The sequence below is a fragment of the Actinomycetospora lutea genome, assembly GCF_028737205.1.
GTDB lineage: Bacteria > Actinomycetota > Actinomycetes > Mycobacteriales > Pseudonocardiaceae > Actinomycetospora > Actinomycetospora lutea.
Genome location: NZ_JAQZAL010000032.1, coordinates 1 through 19,905 on the forward strand (window position 1 = coordinate 1; position 19,905 = coordinate 19,905).

Here is a 19,905-nt window from a genome sequence, read left to right on the forward strand (position 1 = left end):
CACGGCCAGCATGCTCGCCGACATCACGCTCAAGATTCAGGAGACACGCCCTAGTCGCGACGCCGCTCCGTCGGCGCCGCCGCCCGGTCGTGCTCGCCGTCCCGCGGGGCGGGCAGCTCGGCATCGCTCCGGGCGACACGCGGATCGGAGGGCGCCGGCCTCGGCTCGTCCACCACGCCGCGCGCCCGCAGCACGTCGAGCGTGGTCGGGCGGTTCGCGCGCACCAACAGGGCGACGGCGAGCGCGCCGACCACCGCGACGACCACCCAGATCCCCAGGCCGATCAGGACCCACTGCACCACCGACACGGCGCCCCCACGCCTGCAGGGCGCCGCTGCGGCGACGCCCACCCCCTGATCACCCGAGGTGACCGACGCGACCAGCGTAGGGCGACGCCAGGCCGGGCATCACCGGTCACCATCACGATCGGGCGACAGTCGCCGTCGGACCGGAACCTCTCCGCGGCCGGGTCGTCACCCACAGCAAGAAGGTCGCGACCGCTGGCCCGAACGGCGCATCATTCGTGGAAGCACCGTCCCGACCGGAGGGCGGACAGGAGGGAGGTGCCCGCCCGCGTGTCCGATCGCCCGCCGTCCGTCCCACTCCCGGTGGTCGGCCGTGCCCGCGAGCGGGCGGAGCTCGCCGCGGCCACCGACCCGGACCGCCCCGACGGCACCGTCACCGTCCTGCGCGGCGAGCCGGGCAGCGGCAAGACGACGCTGCTCGACGAGGTCGCCGGCGCCACGTCGCGCGCCGTGCTGCGGACGGCCGGCGTCGACGGCGACGCGGTCCTGCCGTTCGCGGCCCTCGCGGACCTGCTCCTGCCGATCCTGCGGCACACCGACGGGCTGCCCGCGGTCCAGCGCGAGGCGCTCGAGATCGCCCTCGCGCTGCGCGGCGGCGACGTGGGGAGCCCGCTGGCCGTGTCCGCCGCCGCCCTCGGCGTGCTCGCCGGGGCCGCCGACGTCCGCCCCCTGCTCCTGGTCGTCGACGACTTCGCCTGGATCGATCCACCCTCCCAGCAGGTGCTGCTCTTCGTCGCGCGGCGCCTCGCCCCGGAACGGATCGCCCTGCTCCTCGGCGTGCGCGACGAGATGCCGGTCGACCCCGCGATCTGGCGCCTGCCCACCATCGCGCTCGGCCCGCTGTCCGCCGACGAGAGCCGCGAGCTCGTCCGCACGCTGCCGGTGCGCACCTCGCCCGCGGTGCTCGAGACGATCGTCGAGCGCTGCGGCGGCAACCCGCTCGCCGTGGTCGAGACGGCCCGGACCGCGGGCCCCGACCTGCTCGCCGCCGCCGCGACCCTGCCGCCCGGGTCGGCGCTGGAGCGCGCGTGGTCCGCGGCGATCGACGGGCTCCCCGCCGCCACGCGGTCGGCGATGGCCGTGCTCGCGCTGAGCCGGTCGCCGCGCCGCGACGACGTCGAGCCCGTGCTCGCCGACCTCGGGCTCGGCGCCGAGGACCTGCTCCCCGCCGAGCGCCGCCGGCTCGTGCACCGCGACGACGAGGAGATGTGCCTGCGCCACGACCTCCTGCGCCCCCTCCTCGCCACCCGCACGTCCCGTGAGCTGCGCCGCCAGGTCCTGCGCGGGCTCGCCCGGCACGCCCCGCGCGACGTCGCCGTCTGGTATCTCGCCGAGTCCACCGAGGCCCCCGACGACGACGTCGCCGAGCGCCTCGTCGAGGCCGCGACCTCCGCCCGGCGGCGCTCCGCCCTGCAGGCCGCGGCGCGCGCCTGGGCCCGGGCCGCAGACTTCACCGCCGACCCGGTCACCCGCGCCGACCGCCTGCTCACGGCCGCTACCGACGCCGCGGTCGCGGGCAGCTCCACGCTCGCCGCGTCGTGGTGCGAGCAGGCCCTGGGCCTCCGCCACGACCCGGAGTTCGCTGCCGACGTCGAGCTCGTCCGGACCCGCGCGCTGAGCTGGCTCGACCCGGCCCGCGCCGTCGACGGAGCCATCCGCGCCGCGGACGCGGTGCTCCCCCACGACCGGGCCCGCGCGGCGCGCCTCTTCGTCGAGGCGGCCGTCCCGCTGACCATGACGGGGCGGCTGCGCGAGATGGAGGCCGTCGCCGACCGCGCCCGGACCGCGGGCGACGACACCCCGATGGGGCTCGCGACCGTCGGCCACGCCTACGCGCTCGTCGGGCGCTGGACGGACGCCGGGCCACTGCTCGACCGGCTCGTGGCCGGCGCCGCCGACACCGACCCCGTGTGGGACGCGCAGGCGCTGACCGTGGGCGCGCAGGCCGCCTGTTTCCTCGAGCGGTTCGACGAGGCCGGGCGGCTGTTCGGGGCGGTGACCGCGACGGCCCGGCAGGTCGGCGCGCCCCTCGTCCTGGCGTTCGCGCTGACCGCCCACGCGGAGATCGACTGGTGGGCCGGGCGCTGGTCGGCGGCCTACGCGGACGTCACCGAGGCCGTCGAGTGGGCCGACGAGCTCGGGCAGGCCGGCAGCCGCGCGTTCGGCGCCACGCTGCTGGCCCGGCTCGACGGCGCCCGCGGTGACGTCGCCTCGTGCCGCGCGCACGCCGACGCGGCGCTGCAGGGCGCGGGACCGCTGGGGATCGCGAGCATCGGTGTCTACGCCGCGGCCGCGCTCGGGGCGGGCGCGCTCGCGGCCGGCGAGCCGGCGACCGCCGCCGCCCACCTCGCGCGCGCCCGCCGGCTGTCCGACGAGATGGGCACCGCGTGCGCGACCTCGGTCCCCTTCGCCGGGGACCTCGTCGACGCGATGGTCCGCAGCGGCGACCGGGCGGGTGCGGAGGCGGCAGTGGCCTGGGTGGCGCGCGACGCCGGACGCACCGGGGCCGCGTACTCGACGGCGATCGCCGCCCGCGGTCGCGGGCTGCTCGCCGACGACCCCGACGACGCCGAGGTGTGGTTCGCGACCGCCCGTGAGGCGCACGACCGGCTCGACGCGCCCTTCGAGCAGGCCCGGACGGTCCTAGCGCACGCCGAGGCGCGCCGCCGGTGGCGGCGGCCGGGTGCCGCCCGCCCGTTGCTGCTCGACGCCGAGGCGACGTTCTCCGGGCTCGGCGCGCGCCCGTGGGTGGAGCGGGTCCGGCTCGAGCTCGCGGCCACCGGCCACCGGGCGTCCGGCGAGGCGCCGGAGGAGACCACCTCGCTCGGGGCCCTGACCCCGCAGGAGTTCCAGATCGCCCGGGGCATCGCCGACGGCCTGAGCAACGTCGAGGTCGCGGCCGCGCTCTTCGTCTCGCGCAAGACCGTCGAGGCCCACCTGACCCGCATCTACCGCAAGCTCGGCGTCCGATCCCGCACCGAGCTGGCCACCGAGTTCACGCGGCGTCGCCGCCTCCCCGAGGGAACTCCCTAGTACCGCCGATGACCTTCACCCGACAGGCTCACCGTCGAACACGGTGAGTGCGCGCAGCCCGGGAGGTGGGATGACGGCGATCGCGGTCGAGAGGCCCGGCTTCACGGGGTTCCACCACTTCGCGTCCACGGTCAGCGACCTCACGCGCAGTGCCGCCTGGTACGAGCGCGTGCTGGGGCTGACCCCGGCGACGATGCTCTGCCCGGACGACGGCGCCACCGACGGCGTGCTGCTCAGCGACCCGGAGTCGGGGATCGCGATCCGCCTGCACGGCGCCGGTGGCGCGGAGCCCCGCGGGCACGCGGCGCTGTCGGTGTCGAGCCGCGCGCAGCTCGACACGTGGGCGGGCTGGTTCGACGGGCTCGGGGTGCTGCACGGCGGGGTCGTCGACGTCGGCGGTCCGGAGCCGTACGCCTACCTCGTGTTCCGCGATCCGGACGATCTCCCGCTCGTGCTGGTGCACGTCGTGGAGTGACTCCCTCGAGACCGCGGGGTGCGGTGCACACACGTCGGGCGAGGACGCCGGGGGCGACGTGTGGGGGGACGACGCGGGGGGCGTCGTGCACCGTGCTCCGCGACCCGGTCCCGGCGGCGGGGGGCGCCGCCGGGGCCGGGGCACGGCCGTGTGCGCAGCGCTTTCGGGTGGCCGGTGGTGACCGCAGAGGCGCGGGTCGGCAAGCTGACCCGCGATGACGCCGACCCCGACCTCCCGGCGCCCCGACCGGGCCCGCGACGAGAGCCTGCGCCGCCGGGCGCTCGGCCTCGGTGGCGGCGCGGTCGTGCTGGCCGTCGTCCTCGGGCTCGCCGTGCTCGCGCTCTACCCCACCCTCGATCCCGACGACGTCGGTCGCGGCTTCGTCCTCGTCGGCGGCCTCGTCACCGCGGCCCTCGTCGGCGCCGGCGGTCAGCGGGTGCGCTCGCTCTACCGCGCGCCGGCCGGAGCGCGCCGTGTCGCGCGGCTCCTCGGCGTCTACGCGGTGCTCAGCGCCGTCGTCGGCGCCGTCCTCGTGCCCCTGGCCCACGGCGGCTGGACCCCGGTGCTCGCCGTGACGATCCTCGGCAGCCTCGCCCTCGCCGCACTCGCGGTCGTGGTCGGGCGGGGGTTCGGGGCCCGTACCCCGACCTGAGCCCCTACTCGCGACGGGTCCGGTGCTCGGCGAGCGCGTCCTCGTCGGCGTCACCGTCGCGAGGGGCCGGGAGCTCGCCGGTCTGGCGGCTGCTCGCTCCCGCCGACGTCGGTGACTCGCTCCGCAGCACGTCCATCCTGGTCACCCGCTTCTCGCGGAGGAGCCGACCGAGGACCAGCCCGAGGGCGAGTGCGGTGACCAGCCAGATGCCGAACCCCACGAGGATCCAGTGCCAGGTCGTCACGACTACCCCCCAGACGCCCGCTCGGAATCGACGGAACAGGCGATGCTCGCAGTCTGCACCTTAGGCGCGAGGAGGCTCCGGCCATAGACCAGCCCGGACGCTGAACGAGCAACTTGGCCATTTCGATGGACGCGAACGGTCGCGGTTCGGCGCTTGCACCCCGTGTCCGGCCGGCTTCCGGACACGGTCAGCGAGCTGTGGTCGAGACGTACCGGCGAACGGGCGAGGCGCGCTCGCTCCGACTGGTCCGATCGACGCACCCTGTCCCGGATAGCGGCAGCCACACTCGGTGTCGATCTCGTCGTCACATCCACCGACGATCCGCGGCCGGGAGTGCGTTGCGTGACCGGCGTGGCCTCGGCGACGCCGGATGCCGCCTACTCTGCGCGACGACCCGCGGTGAGCGACGACGGTCCCGCCGCCGGACGAGCCACCGTTCCCGCCACCTTCCGTCACCGCCACGGACACGCAGGAGCGAGGCCGTCGAGTAGTCGTCGGTCTCCGACCCAGGAGACCTCTTGCGGATCTCCGTCGGAGAGCCTGGCCCCGCCGCTCGTCCTCGGGCCGGGCGCGGGCCGGCACCCCAGGGTCGACGGCGGGCACTGCGGCCCGCCACGCCCGCCCGACTCCGCCCGACTCCGCCCGTCGAGGACGATCACGGACAGTTCTATTGTTTCCCAGGAGATTCTGACGAACAGTGACGAGAGCACGCATCCGTGAATGATCAACAATTTGGTCCGGTTCCGGCACTTCCACCACTCTGCGCTTCTCGGTAGCGTGACGTTCACACGATCGGGTGGTGACAGGAACACGGCGCGGGGGCCACCACACCCGGTCACGAACCCGACCGCGACTCCGCGGTCGGGCATCGGTGCCGGGGGAAGAAAAGCCGTGACGGACGAATGGTTCCGGCACGGAGTGCGGGAGCGCGCGCTCCGTGTCCGTGGTGCCGGGGGCACCCGATCGCAGGGTCGGCCGACGGCCGCGACAGCCGCCTCGTCGCGTGCGGCGGCGTCGATCGACCATCGCGTCCCCACCCTGGTCGTCCTCCTCCTCCTGGCCGATCTCGCCGCCGCGGCGGTGGCGCTCTCCTGGACGACCCACGTCCGGTCGGGCGCCTGCGCGCTCGCGTGCGTGCTCGTGTTCCGTGCCGGCTTCCGCTTGTACCGGCCCCGTCTGCGGCTCTCCTACGCCGACGACCTGGGGCGCGCGCTCGTCGCCACCGCGATGGGGTTCGCCGCAGCCGTCGCCGGAGCGGTCGTGCTCGGTGTCCCCCACGTCCGCGCCATCGCCGTGACGACGCTGGTGTTCCTCGCCGTCGGCGAGGCCGGTCGAGCCTTCGTGCTCGTCCTCGCCCGCCGGGCACGACGGGAGGCCGGGCGCGGGATGCGGACCGTCGTCGTGGGCTCCGGCGACCTCGGGCTCGACCTGTTCTCGACCATGCTGGCGCACCCCGAGTTCGGTCTGCGCCCGGTGGCGGTCGTCGACCCGATCCGGTCCGCGAGCAGGGATCCTGCCGGGTCGAGCTCGCTCGCCGACGCCGTCACCGAACACCGCGCGCAGGCCGTCGTCCTGGCCCAGGACGACGGGTGCTCCGTGCCGCTCCTGGATGCGGCGATCGTCGCCGACGGGTTGGGGTGCGCCGTGCTGCTCCTCCCCCGCGCCTTCGAGATCCACCACGACGCCTCGGACGTCGAGCGTCTCCGCAGCTATCCCCTCGTGCGCCTGCGCGTGGACCCGACACGACGCCCGAGCTGGAGGATCAAGCGCCTGACCGACGTGGTCATCGCGGCCGTCTCCCTCCTCGTCCTCCTGCCGCTCCTCGGCCTCGTGGCGCTGGCCGTCCGCCTCGAGTGCGGCGGACCCGTGCTCTTCCGGCAGTGGCGCGTCGGACGGGGCGGGCGATCGTTCCGGCTGCTGAAGTTCACCAGTCTCCGCGCCAGCGACGAGGAGGCGGCGAGCACGTGGAGCGTCGACGGCGATCCCCGCATCGGGCCCGTCGGCCGGATCATCCGGGGCACCTCGCTGGACGAGCTGCCCCAGCTGTGGAACGTGCTGCGCGGCGACATGAGCCTCGTCGGCCCCCGTCCCGAGCGTCCCGCCTTCGCGGAGCAGTTCTCGGCCGACCTCGGCCACTACGGCGCGCGCCACCGCGTGCCGGTGGGCCTGACGGGCCTGGCGCAGGTCCACGGACTGCGTGGCGGCGACACGTCCATCGCCGACCGCGCCCGGTACGACAATTACTACATCGCGTCCTGGTCGCTGTGGCTGGACCTCCGCATCCTCGCCACGACCCTCGCCGAAGTCGTCCGGCACGCCCGCGACGGAATGTCCCGCTGAATCGCCGGGACCGACCGCGGCGGGGCCCTGCCCGTCGAGGGCATATCGTCGCCGGGTGAACCGGCGCGCATTCCTCGTCTGGGCCGGCGCCGTCACGGGATCGACTCTCCTCCCCGCCTGCAGCATGCCGATCGCCGCGGACCCCCGCCCGCCGGGCCTCGACGATCCGGCCCGCAAGCACGTCGCCGAAGCGATCATCAGCACGTTCGAGAACTCCACCACCGAGCTGCGCTACGCCGAGGCGCAGCGGCTCGGTGACGGCCGGGGCATCACCGCCGGGCGCGCCGGGTTCACCAGCGGCACGCACGACCTGCTGCTCGTCGTGCGCCGCTACGAGCAGTCGGCCGGCGGATCGACCCCGCTGACGCGGTACGTGCGCCCCCTGACCCGCATCGACGCGGCCGTCGCCGACGGCGGCGACGGGGACGGCACGCGGGGCCTCGACGGGTTCGAGGACGCCTGGCGCCGGACGTCGCAGACCGATCCTCGGCTCAACCAGGCCCAGGACGGCGTGTACGACGACCTCTACTTCCGGCCCGCGATGGACCAGGCGCGACGGCTGGGCATGACCACCGCCCTGGGCCAGCTCGCCCTCCTCGACACCGGCATCCAGCATGGCAACGGCACCGGCCCGGACGACCTCCCTGCGCTGATCACCGAGACCGGCCCGGCGGCCGGCGACGACCCCGCGTGGCTGCGGCGCTTCCTCGAGGTCCGCCGCCGGCACCTCGAGAACCCCGCCTACGAGGAGACGACCGACGTCTGGCGGGAGTCGCTGCCGCGCGTCGACACGCTCGAGAGCCTCGTCGACCGGCAGCGCTCCGACCTCGCGACGCCGCTCGAGTGGACCTTCGCCGGCACGCGGTTCAGCGTCGGCTGATCGACCACAGCGGCGTCGATGAGGACGAGCAGCTGGAGTTGATCGCTGAGGGTCGTCACTGATCGGCCGATGCCTGCTCGGGTGAACAGCAGCAGGCTGACGGTCGTGGCCAGTGACGTAGCGCTGATCGACTTCATGATCTTGCCGGCGCCGGACGCCGTCGACGACGACCTCCGCCCGGCGTCTCGTGCGCGACCGCGCCGAGGGCCCGGGACGGGGCGAGGGGCTCCTCGCCCGATCCGCGGTCGCGAAGACCGTCGCCGCCGCGATCGGCGCCCGCGGGGACCGTCCGATCGCCGAGGCCATGAAGGACCTGAGGAAGGTCCTGCTCACGCAGCACGCCCCGGCACACCAGCTGTTGGCTCGCGCTGGCTCCCGAGACACCGCCCACGCCGCCGCCCGAGGGCTCCGAGGAGCCTCCGCCGGTGCTCGGCGTGGTCACCCTCGCCGAGTGGGAGACGGGGCGCACGTCGAGCACGCCGGACTCGTCCACCTGCCCCCCAGCTCACCGACCCGCCTCACCGGCTGGGCGGTCGAGAGGCTGGTCGCTTCCCTGCCGGGTGCTCGCGCCGACGCTCGACCACGTCGAGGTCGCCGAGCTCGCCCGCCGTCTCGACGACGCACTCGGCGGCGACGACGACCTCGAGACCGTCGTGCTCGGACAGGAGGCGCCGTTCGAGCGATGGGGCGCCGCGCAGCGCGCCGTCTACAACGCCCTCTACGTCGTCCACGTGCTCAGCCGCTGGGTCGAGGTGGACGTCGACCGCCTGCTGCGGGCGCTGACGGCACTCCACCTCCTCGAGGCGGCCTGCGGGGCGGTCGGTGCGCGAGCGAGCACCAGATGCACGCCGTCAGCCGCGAGATCAGCGGCAGCAGGTCCCAGGAACCCGACCCTTGTATCTGCGAGCGGCGACTGTCCACGGCCGAGGGGCCCGGGCAGAGCGGGCGCAAGTTCCCGACGCCTACGTCGGCACTCGCGGATGGTGGCCACCCGCCCAACAAGGAGGACGCCCCTCCGCCGATCCTCCCTGCCGTCGATGATAGACGACCCAATCGAACGCAGAGTGGCGATAGCGTGACATTACTACGCTGAATGCGTGACAGCAGGCAGGTGCTCGCCGCACCGCTTTGTACTTTGAGTCACACAGCGGCGATGGGGGGAATCATGTCGAGGACGGTCCACGCGAACGGGCGGGTCGGACATTCTCGCCACCGACAGCAGCCGCGTCTGGCGGCGTGGGGACAGGATCGCCTGTCGCTGCTCGTCCGCGCCGACGTCCGATGGGTCCGGTGGGGCCCGCTGAATCGAGAGCCCGAAGATCTGCAGCCCCCGTCCCGGCACCACGGCTTCCTGCGGGATCTTCTCGGGCTGAATGGTGGGCCGATCACCGATGCGGCTTTGCTGATGACCCCTGATCACGAAGGCGTCAGAGCCGTGGCGCCCACGCAGTCCACCGAGCTGGCGGCCTGGCTCGGGAGCTACGACCGAGCTGAGGATCACGAACCTGAGTGGATCGAGACACCTGCCGCTCTCGAAGCGCAGATCGACGCCGTGGTCGACGGTCTCGAGACGAGCTTCCGTGCGCTGCGGGAGCGCGCCGACGCGACGACGGATGCCCTAACTGCCGCGCTCAATCGCTATGCGTGCCGCGCGTACTTCACGTTGGAGCTCCCTGACGACCCTGCTGTGAGCATCGTGGTGGACCTCCGTTTCCGGTGGCACCAGGGAGTCTGGCTCTACGTCACCACCTACCTGTGGTCGAGCCAACCTCGGAGCCCGCGCCATGCGCCGCAGAACAAGCCCAGGTCCCATCGAGACGCCCAAGACAACGGTGCCCCCTCCGTCGCCTCGCTCTCCCATTACTCGAGGGAGTCCCTCGACGAGGTCTTCACCCGCGCTCGTCGGGTCGTCGACGACATGGTGGCCGCGCGGTTCATCCCGGCGGCGGCCGTGGTGCTCTGCAACGACGCGTCGATCTGGAGGCCACGCCGCTACGAGCCACCGCAGTTCTGGGTCGCTACCTGCACCGGCGCGCCCGCCTCCTCGCACGTCACACCGTGCGACATCGTCGACGATCTGTGTCACGGCGTCCTCGATGCTCGGGACGCCGGCTCCTGCCTGGTGACCCGCCACGACGTCGTCGCCGGTCCGCGGACCTCGACCCCGCCGATCCGTCTGACGGTCTTCCGGCGTCTGGTCCCCGGCGAGGAGAGCGAAGCGCCTCGCTACGTCGTGGTGCCTGACCGCGGTGCCAGGCAGGTGGACCAGGAGGACGCCGTCCGCGAACTCCTCCACCGGCTCACGGTGGAGGACACCGAGAACGCCGTCGACCTGCTCGACCATTCGACGGAGCTCGGGGTCAACGATGGCCTGGTGCGGATCTACGAGGTCGTCGCTGAGCGCGCATCGTCCTTGTGGGACCAGCTCGCGATGCACCTTCTCTCCGCCCGTGGGAGGACGCTGGAACGGGTCCACTCACGGATCGAGCTCCTCCATGTCGGTCTTCTCCAGGGCATCGCTGACCTCGACTACATGGCGCGAAAGGCCCACGCCGACGCCCGCGCACTCGACCTCATCGATCCACCGACCTTTGGTGGGGTCGACGAACGGTTTCATGCGGCCGGCCCAGCACCCGGAACAGAGCTCGGGGCCTCGTTGCGGCGAGGCGGATACATCGATCCGACCCGGCGATGGGCACGCGAGGTGGTCGATCGGGCCGACCGTGTACGCGGCTCCTTCACCGCACTGCACGCGGCCATCGCCAACGCATTCGATGAGCACCGCGTTCGAGGCACCGACCGGCTGGGGAGGCTCGGACTCCTCTTCGCGGGGGTTCTCGCCCTCACCGGCCTGGCAACCGAGAGCTGGGCCAAGGTGCTGGACTGGCTGATCCCCATCGGGGATCAGCGACGCGCATGGATCTTCTTCACCGTCACGACCGCAGTCGTCATCATCGTGCTCGGGTCCGTCGCCAGGTGGTTGCGACGCAAGCTCGGCAGTCTCGGTACCGACGCACAGCACGACCGGCGCTACGAGATGGTTCGGTCCTACCTCGGCGCATGCCGCTCCGAACGTCTCGCCTACCTGTGGTCCGCGTGGGGCACGGACGCAGCGCGATGGGATGCGCTGTGGGACGCCGAGGACCAGCACCTCGCCGTGCAATGCGCGGCGGTGATAGACGATGCCCTCGGGCACGAAGGCGGCCTCGAGACCAACGATCTGGAGGAGCTCGGGACCGCGATCGAGCAGTGGGTGATCGCCGCGATGTTCGTCAGCGAGCGGCCGCGGGCCTTCTGGCACCAGCCCCTGCCGCGGCTCACATTCCTGTACAGATTCTTCCCGGTATTCACTCAGTGCTTCCCTGCGACCACCGAGTTCCCGCCGCTCGTCTCGGACGCCGACTTCATGCTCGCCCTCGGGACGATCGCGGGCCCCACGTCGCCCGAACGCCAGGTGGTCGTCGAGTGGGGTCAGGGGCTGGCCGAGGCGGAGAGCGCTCGCGACGCACTGCGCGCGATCGAGCGCACCGGCATCTGTGTGGGTCTCGATCGCGAGGGGTGGCGGGCCGTCGTGCAGCGCATGCGCGACGACTGCGTGAGCCGCCCTCCGACCCCGTCCGATATCAGCGAGGCGTCATGACCGACATCGTCAACCCGGCGACAGTCACCACGACTGTCGAGACGACGGAGCTGCGGGTGCACGGTGTACACGGCACTCCACCGTCCGTGCTGCTCGGTGACCCCTTCCCTCAGCAAGTCGCAGGGGACTCCGATGCCCGCTTCTACCGCGGGCGAGGAGTCACCGGGAACCCGACCCGGGAGGCGTTCTGGTGGTCGAGGATGACGTCGGGCTCAGCGTTGCGGGCATTCTGGCTCCTCTTCCTCCCCTTCGCCCTCGTCAACCTCGCCCGATACGCCCTGCTGACGTGGGACGACGCACGGGACGGTGAAGCGCCCGCGGACAGACGGCATCCTTGGGACCGCCTCGCCGGAGGCCTTCTCCGGCTCACCGGGGCCGTCCTGAGCCTGGGCCTCGTCACGACGACCTTCGGCGTCTCCGCCGACCTCATCATCCGGCAGTGCGGCTTCGTCATCACATGCCGCACCGGCCATTCCTGGCTGAACTGGATGGGTGCGTGGGAAGCGGGACCCGTCGTCCTGCTCGCCGTCGTGCCCGCGGCACTGGTCCTCGGACTCTTCGAACTCATCGGGCGTGAGACGTTCGTCCATTCGTCGCCCGGTGCACGCCCCACGTGGGCCGACGAGCGCCGCTTCGGCAATCAGGAGTTCTGGCGGGAGGCCGCAGAGATCACCGTCCTCCGGCGGCTGCACCTCGCAGCGTGCGCGGCCATCGTGGGTGTCCTTACCACGAGCATCGGAACCGCTTACGGCTCGGCAATGATCATCATCGGCATCGTCCTCCTCGTCGCGACGCTGGTCCTCATCGCCATCCGCGATGTCGGCCGGACACGAGTCGTCGCCGCCATCGCCGCGGGGCTCGCCGCCGTGTACGCCGTCGTCGCCGTCGGCCTCGTAGCCGCCGCTCGGTGGTCCGCGCCTCTCGCCTCCCAGCAATGGGAGGCGCTGCCTGGGACGCTTGAACGCGCCACCGATCTGATCGGGGAGAGCCTCGCGGGGCTCCTGCTTCTCCTGGTGCTGGTTGTCGGTGTCCAGAGCCGACGCTTTCGGCAGGCGGAGAACCACGCGGCTGCCCCAAATCGTCCACCAGCCTTCCGACCCATGTGGGGCGGACTGGCGCCCGCAGTGCTGGTGTCGCTGGGAATTGGAGTCTTCTGTGCCTACGCGACAGGCATCGTGTTCGCCGTCGCCGATGTACTGGGAACCGTCCGGCCCGCCCAGGCGGCCAAGGGTGAGACCCTCCTGCTCGTTGGCAGCAGCTATTGGAGTGCCGCGATCGGGGCCCTGGTGGCTGCCCTGGTCGTGACGGCGGTGGCCGCGCCCCTCGCCGCCTGGGTGCTCGGGCGACGAAGGACCGCCGTCTGGTGGAGCGTGACGTCAGCGGCCCTCGCGGTGGGCATCGCCGTAATCGCCCTCGTCGACACCGGCCTCGGGGAGCTCTGCCTCGTCGTGGCCGGGGTGAGCCTGATCGCCGGGGTCGTGGCGTGGATCCGCGGGGGACGTCGGCCGCTCGACGGCGAGACCGGACGGCGGCCCGATCCCGATTATCCGAACACTCCTCCGCCCCCCAGCGACGTAGCCGTCTCGACGGACGAGGCTCTCGATCGTGTGTGGCGGGCATGGTTGATGGGCCGGGCCAAATATCGATATCGCGACGTCGCCGGGTTTCTCGCCGGCGTCGCAGGGGCGACGATCGTTGCCGGCGGGGCTGGCGCCGCCGCTCGAAGAATCCTGGGCGGAGGGCCCACACAACCGACGACGGACGATCAGGCCAGTAACACCGTCGCGATGGCCGGGGCCGCCGGCGCGGCGCTGGCCGGCGCGCTGTTGCTAGCGTTGCTCTCACTCGGCATCACGTCATATCGCAGCCAAGCAGTTCGGACCACGGTCGGTGTCGCCTGGGATCTCATCTCCTTCTGGCCCCGCCTCGTCCACCCGCTCTGTCCGCCGCCCTACGGCGGGCGAGCGGTGATCGAGACCGCACGGCGTGCGGTGGATCTCGTTGGCGCCGGCCGCCGCACACGATCAGTTGTGGTTCTCTCGGGCCACAGTCAGGGCAGCGTCATCTGCATGGCGGCGGCGACGTTGCTCGCTGCCCGCGCGGAGAAGTGGGATCCCATCTCACAAAGGCCTCCCGCACCTCCTGGGCACCAGTCCGACATCACCCTGCCTGAGGCCCGCCGAACCATCACCCAGCTCGCGCTCCTGACCTACGGTTCGCAGTTGCAGTGGGCGTTTCCTCGGCTGTTCCCGTGTTTCATCGGTTTCCACCACCTCAGAAGGCTCTACGAGCGCGGAGTCGAAGGTCGGTGGCGATCGCTCTACCGCGAAACTGACCCACTCGGCGGGCGGGTCCTGAGCTGGGGGGACGGCCCCGCGGACAGGCTCGAGCGTCCAGGCCAACCCTTCCTCACGGAAGAACAGATCGGCGCCGCTCAGCGTTGGGGGCCCGACGTCCGGTTGAAGGATCCGGTCAGCCTCACTGTTTCGCCCGACCATGTACGGCCGCAGGTGAGCGGCCACAGCGGCTACTACGACGACCCGGCGTTCGAGAACGTGCTGGGGGAAGTGGCCGAGGAAGCCGGCGCCACACCGTGGCCGACTCCGCGCGCCGTACCGTCAGCGGGAGACGGCACAGCGAGCGCGGCGCCCATGCCGTCCGGCTGAGAGCGGTCTGCAGACGCGCGCTCGTCCCTGCGCGCAGCACGCGGGAGGTCGGATCGATCAGCGTCGGCTGAGCACGACGAGCCGGCTCCGCGGCGCTTCGGGAGCGTCGGGCGGCGTCGGGAACACCGCCGGCTCCTGGAGGTGGACCTCCAGCCCGCCGACGCGGCGCAGCTTCTGCCAGCCGAGCCGGATGCCCCCGACCGCGGTGACCACCGACCGGATCAGCACCGCGTACATCAGCTGCCGGTAGACGATCTGCTTCAACGGCAGCAGCCACAGCACGCCCAGCGGCTCGCGCTCGAGCCGGAACGCGATCACCCCGGCCGCCAGCTGCAGCCCCAGCACCGTCGACCACGCCACCAACGTCGTCACCGGGTCGAGGAACAGCAGCCCGTAGACCAGGAAGATGTCCACCAGCGGCGCCAGCAGCGGCAACAGCACCTGGAACACCGCCAGATGCGCCAGCCCCGCCCGCCCCAACCGGCCCGACGCCCCCGACTCCAGCACCGCGCGGCGGTGCTTCCACATCGACTGCATCGTCCCGTAGCTCCACCGGTAACGCTGACGCCACAGCTGCGGCAACGTCGCCGGCGCCTCCGTCCAGGCCCGCGCCGAGTCCTCGTACACCACGCGCCAGCCGCTGCGGCAGACCGCCATCGTCAGGTCGGTGTCCTCGGCCAGGGTGTCGTCGCTGACCCCGCCGGCCGCCAGGAGCACCCGCCGCCGGAACGCCCCGATCGCGCCCGGCACCGTCGGCATGCACCGCAGCACGTCGTACACCCGGCGGTCGACGTTGAAGCCCATCACGTACTCGATGTGCTGCCAGCGCGCGAGCAGACCGCTCCAGATCTTCCCCGGGGCCTGCCCGGCGACCTTCGCGTTGCCCGCGACCGCGCCCACCGCCGGGTCCGCGAACGGCTGCACGAGCCGCCCGACCGTCGTCGGCTCGAACACGGTGTCGCCGTCGATCATCACGATCAGCTCGTGGCGCGCGGCCGCGATGCCGGTGTTCAGGGCCGCCGGCTTGCCGCCGTTGGCCTGCCGGATCACCCGCACCCGCGGCAGCCGCTGATCGGACACCACGGCCTCGACGATCTCCGCGGTGCCGTCGGTGCTGCCGTCGTCGACGACGATGACCTCGACGGGGTGCTCGCTGGCCACCAGCGAGCGCACGGTCGCCGCGATGTTCTCCTTCTCGTTGTACGCCGGGACGATCACCGACACCGGTGCGGTGACCGGCGGGCCCCACGAGAAGCCGGGCCGGTGACGCTCGCGGTGGTGCCGGACCGCGACGACGAGCATGAGCACCAGGCGCAGGACCACCAGGACGCCGACGACCACCAGCAGCCACGTCAGCGCGTCGACGACGACCCCGGCCACGGCGACCAGGCCGATCAGCGTGCTGCCGGCGAGCTGGTCGGCCGTCGACACCGGGCGGTTGTCGGCGGGCAGCCCGACCGCGACCTCGGGGGTGACGAACCGGTAGCCCTGCGCCTGCAGCTGCGGGATCAGCCGGTCGAGCGCGGCGACGGTCTGCGAGCGGTCACCGCCGCCGTCGTGCAGCAGCACGATGCCACCGGCACCGTTCGCCGGCACCGAGTTGCGCACGATCGCCTCGACACCGGGCCGCTCCCAGTCGCGGCTGTCGGTGTCGGACAGGACGGTGACGTACCCGTCGCGCCCGGCTGCGGTGAACGAGCGCAGCGCGTCGGCGGTCACCGCGTCCGCGGTCGACGAGTAGGGCGGACGCAGCAGGTAGCTCGACTCGCCCAGCGCGCCCTCGATCACCAGCTGGGTCTCGGTGAGCTCGCGGTCGATGCGCAGGTCCGAGGCCTGCGACAGGTCGGGGTGGGTGAAGGTGTGCAGCCCGACCTCCGAGCCCGCCGCGCGGATGTCGCGCAGCAGCTCGGGGTGGCGCGCGGCGTTCGACCCGACCACGAAGAACGTCGCCGGCACCTGGTGGCGGCGCAGCACCTCGAGCACCCGCGGGGTCCACGTCGGGTCCGGGCCGTCGTCGAAGGTCAGCGAGATCGTCTTCGCCGGCATCCGCGCGCTGGCCGGGGTGGCGCCGCGGGCGTCGATGACCGGCCCGCCGTCGGTGATCGCGGCTGGGACGCCGTCGGTCGCGCCGGGGGCGGTGTCCTCGGCGACGGCGTCGACCCCGACCTGCGAGCGTGCGAGCCCGTCGACCACGAGCAGGCAGCTGAACAGCATCAGCGCGACCGCGACGAACACCACCGCGGGACGCGGCAGGACGCGGCGGCGGGGCTGAGTGACGGCGGTGCGGTGGCGGGCCACGGTCACACCCGCGTCGCGGTCGACGCGGGCTCGTGGTCGAGCACGTCGGCGGTCGCGGGATCGGTGGTCGTGTGCCCCTGGCTCGACGACCCGTGCGCGTGGCGAGGGTGGTCGTGGTGGTCGTGGTGGTGCGACGCCGGCTTCCGGTGCTGCGGGGCGTGCCGCGGCGTCTCGCGCGTGGTGACGGTCGTGGCAGCGGTCGTGGCAGCGGTGGTGTGCACGACGGTCCGCGGCGCGCGGACCGCGCGCACCGGCACCAGGCGGGCACGGGGCTGCGTGACGTGGTCGGCGCGCTCGGCCCGGGCGTGCCGGGCGGTGCGCCGTTCGCGGTGCGGCGCGGCGTGCCGGCTGACCGTCGACGCCGCGGTCACCGTCCCGGAGGAGACGGGCACGATCTCGGGGGCGGCGTCGTCCTCCGCCTCCTCGTCCGGAACGGACGGGGTCGGCACCAGCGTCGCGCCCACCGGCTGCAGCGACACCGTCCGCGTGCCCACCGTGAGCCCGAAGGCCGCCATGTAGGCCGTGGCCGCCGATGCGCCGAGGTAGCCCAGCACCAGCACCCCGCGGCGTCGGCGCCCGCTGGCGTCGACGAACACCGGCGTCCTGTCGCCCGGTTCCTGCGACGGCTCCGTCATGCTCATGGCCCAACCCCCGGTCTCGCCGACCTGTGTCGCTCGTCGGAGCTCTGACGGAGCCCCGTTGACTACAGATCGTTGTTCCGGAGCGTGATCGCTACAGCAGTTCGTTCACCCGAAGGAGTGGATCGACGCCCATCTCACGGCGACGACACGTCACCCGAATACGAGCCGCCGTTCCACTCCTCTCCCACTGCCGGTGCGCGGACGAGATGGGTCCGGGAAGGGCCTCGCGCCGGACGAAGTGACTCCTTGCAGGCACCCGATGACGCGCGGTGGCAATCGCGATGCCGTGAGTGCGGAACCACGCGATCACCATCGACCCGGGGGAACCACCGCGAGCAAGCACCGTCGACCCACCGCCGCCGCCCTGGGCGGCATGACCCTCGCCGCCGCCCTGCTACCGCTGCTCGGGGGCACCGCGTCGGCGGAGAGTCGGCGCCGACCGGGGGTCGCGATAAGCCGGTGATCAGGCCCGACGCACACTGACCGCGTGGGCATCGCTCTCGCCGACCACCTCGCAAGCCTGGACGAGCCGTCCCTGACCGCCCTGCTGCGACGGCGACCGGACGCGTGCGCCGCACCGGTGCCGCGCGATCTCAGCCGGCTCGCGGGCCGCCTCGTCGGGCGCGCGTCCCTGTCGGCGGCCCTGCGGCACCTCGACCGGGACACCGTCGAGGTCGGCCGGGCGACGGCCGTGCTCGGCGAGCATGCGACCCCGAACGCGATCGCGGCCCTGCTCGACGCGGACCCGGGCCTCGTCGAGCGGTCGCTGGGCATCCTCACCGACCTCGGCCTCGCCTGGCCGGACGGCGCGACGCTCCGGCTGCCCGAGGCGCTGTCCGAGCACTGGCGCGCCGAGGTCGGCGCCGACGAGCCCATCGCCCGGATGGCGCGCCACGTGGTCGCGGACGAGATGCGCCGGATCGCGGTCGCCCAGGGGATCCCGCTGTCCACACGCAAGGCCGAGGTCACCCAGGCGATCCACGACGCCTGGGCCGAACCCGGCTACCTCCGCGACCTCCTGGGGACGCTCCCCACCTCCGCCCAGCGACGTCTCGGCACGCTGTGTCGTCACGAGTTCGACGGCCTGCGCCCCAGCGCCGACGACCACCTCCTGCTCGACGCGGGCCTGCTCGTGCTCGAGGGACACGTCGCCCGCATCCCGCGGGAGGTCGCCGTCGCCGCGTGGGCCGCGGAGGCCCGGCTGCAGGGCGTCCCCGAGCTGCCGACCCCGGCCGACGACCCGGACCAGGTCGCGTCGGGTGCCGTCGCCGCCGCCCAAAGCCTGCTCGACACGGTCACCACGGTCCTCGACGACGCCGCCGAGCGTCCGATCGCCGCGCTGAAGAGCGGCGGGATCGGCAAGCGCGAGCGCGCCCGCCTGGTCAAGCGCCTCGATCTCGACGACGATCATCTCGCCTGCCTCGTGATCGACCTCGCGGCCCACGCCGGCCTGCTCGGGCCCACCGACGCCGGGTACGCGCCCACCGCCGCGTACGCCGTGTGGCGCGAGGAGGACGCCGCGCCCCGGTGGATGCGGCTGGCGCGGACCTGGTCCGGGCTGGAGTACGCGCCCGGTCGTCGCGAGGTCGACGGCAAGGAGGTCGCCCCGCCCGAGCCGCTGCTCAGCTCGGCCGGCGACCTGCGCCGCACGCTGCTCAGCGCGGCCGGTGGCCGCTCGGTGCGCGCCACGGCGGACCACCTCGCGTGGTTCTGCCCTGCTCACGGGCTCGATGACGCGGGCCTCGCCGACATCGTCGCGGTGACCCGCCGCGAGGCCGAGCTGCTCGGGGCCGTCGTCGGCGACGCGGTGAGCCCGCTGGGCCGGGCGCTCGCCGACGGGGACGACGTCGCGGCCGGCGCGCACCTCGTCGACGCCCCTTGCGAGGTCGTCCTGCAGTCGGACCTGACCGCGATGGTCTCCGGACGCCCCGGTGTCGCCGTGAGCGGCCTGCTCGCCGACGCCGCGACGCCCGAGTCCCGCGGCGCCGCGACGACCTACCGGTTCTCGCCGGACAGCGTCCGCGCCGCCCTCGATGCCGGATGGACCGCCGACGCGCTGCTCGCCGACCTCCGCGCGCTCTCCGACCGGCCCCTCCCGCAGCCGCTCGAGTACCTGGTCACCGACGTCGCCCGCCGCCACGGACACGTCCGGGTCCGTCCGGCGGGGGCGTGCCTCGTGACGGACGAGGCACTGTCCGAGGAGGTCCTGCGAGCGCGCGCCCTGCGCGGCCTGGGACTGTCGCGGCTCGCTCCCACCGTGCTGGTCAGCGCGGCCGGCCCCGACGCGGTGCTGCGGGCGCTGCGGGGTGCGGGCTACTTCCCGGTCCGCGAGGACGAGTCCGGCGCCCTCGTCGTCGAACGTCGCGAGGCGCAGGTCGCCGACACCCCGGCCGCGCCCGGCGCTCGGGAGGCGATGACGCCCGGTGCGCTCGCGGCCCAGCTGGTCGCCGCCGGCCTCGGGCGCGACCTCGACGACTCCCCGACCGCCGCGCTGCTCGGATCGCTCAACCGCCGCCTCGGCCCGGACGAGCTCGACCTCCTCGCCGACGCCCTCGACCACCGCCATGACGTCCACCTCACCTACTCCGACCGCAACGGGACGATCTCCCGCCGCGTCGTCACCCCGGAGCAGGTGATGCACCGCTGGCTCGTCGCCTGGTGCCACCTGCGCAACGACGAGCGGGAGTTCACCGTCGAGAACATCCTCGAGGTCTCGCCGGCGACCTGATCT

At 73.3% G+C, this 19,905-nt stretch carries 13 protein-coding genes; 9 read left to right on the top strand and 4 right to left on the bottom strand.

Annotation, left to right across the window (positions count from 1 at the left end; translation table 11 throughout):
- Nucleotides 1–50: 50 nt before the first annotated feature.
- Nucleotides 51–308 carry a hypothetical protein gene (locus PHK61_RS26445; protein WP_274284014.1) on the bottom strand — a complete coding sequence of 86 codons (258 nt, stop codon included), beginning with the start codon at nt 306–308 and terminating at the stop codon, nt 51–53.
- A 267-nt stretch (nt 309–575) separates the two neighbouring features.
- On the opposite strand from PHK61_RS26445, the gene PHK61_RS26450 reads away from it, so the two are divergent.
- From PHK61_RS26450 to PHK61_RS26460, 3 genes are all read left to right on the top strand, one after another.
- Nucleotides 576–3,338 carry a helix-turn-helix transcriptional regulator gene (locus tag PHK61_RS26450; RefSeq protein ID WP_274284015.1) on the top strand — a complete coding sequence of 921 codons (2,763 nt, stop codon included), beginning with the start codon at nt 576–578 and terminating at the stop codon, nt 3,336–3,338.
- A 70-nt stretch (nt 3,339–3,408) separates the two neighbouring features.
- Nucleotides 3,409–3,813, top strand: coding sequence for a VOC family protein (locus PHK61_RS26455; RefSeq protein WP_274284016.1), 405 nt, complete (start codon nt 3,409–3,411; stop codon nt 3,811–3,813).
- 214 nt (nt 3,814–4,027) lie between these two features.
- Nucleotides 4,028–4,465 carry a hypothetical protein gene (locus PHK61_RS26460; protein WP_274284017.1) on the top strand — a complete coding sequence of 146 codons (438 nt, stop codon included), beginning with the start codon at nt 4,028–4,030 and terminating at the stop codon, nt 4,463–4,465.
- A gap of 4 nt (nt 4,466–4,469) precedes the next feature.
- On the opposite strand, the gene PHK61_RS26465 is transcribed toward PHK61_RS26460, so the two are convergent.
- On the bottom strand, nt 4,470–4,709 hold the full coding sequence (locus PHK61_RS26465; RefSeq protein WP_274284018.1) for a hypothetical protein: 240 nt from the start codon (nt 4,707–4,709) through the stop codon (nt 4,470–4,472).
- Between the two features lie 891 nt (nt 4,710–5,600).
- Here PHK61_RS26465 and PHK61_RS26470 point away from each other — a divergent pair.
- From PHK61_RS26470 to PHK61_RS26490, 5 genes are all read left to right on the top strand, one after another.
- The gene (locus tag PHK61_RS26470; protein ID WP_274284019.1) at nt 5,601–7,049 is read left to right on the top strand and encodes an exopolysaccharide biosynthesis polyprenyl glycosylphosphotransferase; all 1,449 of its coding nucleotides are present in this window, start codon (nt 5,601–5,603) and stop codon (nt 7,047–7,049) included.
- A gap of 55 nt (nt 7,050–7,104) precedes the next feature.
- A complete protein-coding gene (locus tag PHK61_RS26475) occupies nt 7,105–7,929 on the top strand; it encodes a chitosanase (RefSeq protein ID WP_274284020.1) in 825 nt (274 codons plus the stop codon).
- Between the two features lie 560 nt (nt 7,930–8,489).
- Nucleotides 8,490–9,008 (top strand): hypothetical protein, encoded by a 519-nt coding sequence (locus PHK61_RS26480; protein WP_274284021.1) that lies wholly within the window; start codon nt 8,490–8,492, stop codon nt 9,006–9,008.
- An 86-nt stretch (nt 9,009–9,094) separates the two neighbouring features.
- Nucleotides 9,095–11,569, top strand: a complete 2,475-nt coding sequence (locus tag PHK61_RS26485; protein ID WP_274284022.1) for a hypothetical protein — start codon at nt 9,095–9,097, stop codon at nt 11,567–11,569.
- Nucleotides 11,566–14,235 (top strand): hypothetical protein, encoded by a 2,670-nt coding sequence (locus tag PHK61_RS26490; protein WP_274284023.1) that lies wholly within the window; start codon nt 11,566–11,568, stop codon nt 14,233–14,235. The genes PHK61_RS26485 and PHK61_RS26490 overlap by 4 nt, the downstream gene beginning before the upstream one ends.
- A gap of 57 nt (nt 14,236–14,292) precedes the next feature.
- Here PHK61_RS26490 and PHK61_RS26495 read toward each other — a convergent pair whose 3' ends face one another.
- Complete coding sequence (locus PHK61_RS26495; RefSeq protein ID WP_274284024.1) at nt 14,293–16,533, bottom strand: bifunctional polysaccharide deacetylase/glycosyltransferase family 2 protein; 2,241 nt, start codon at nt 16,531–16,533, stop codon at nt 14,293–14,295.
- A gap of 2 nt (nt 16,534–16,535) precedes the next feature.
- Nucleotides 16,536–17,174 (bottom strand): hypothetical protein, encoded by a 639-nt coding sequence (locus PHK61_RS26500; RefSeq protein ID WP_274284025.1) that lies wholly within the window; start codon nt 17,172–17,174, stop codon nt 16,536–16,538.
- 487 nt (nt 17,175–17,661) lie between these two features.
- On the opposite strand from PHK61_RS26500, the gene PHK61_RS26505 reads away from it, so the two are divergent.
- Nucleotides 17,662–19,902, top strand: coding sequence for a helicase-associated domain-containing protein (locus PHK61_RS26505; RefSeq protein ID WP_274284026.1), 2,241 nt, complete (start codon nt 17,662–17,664; stop codon nt 19,900–19,902).
- The last annotated feature ends 3 nt before the right edge of the window (nt 19,903–19,905 follow it).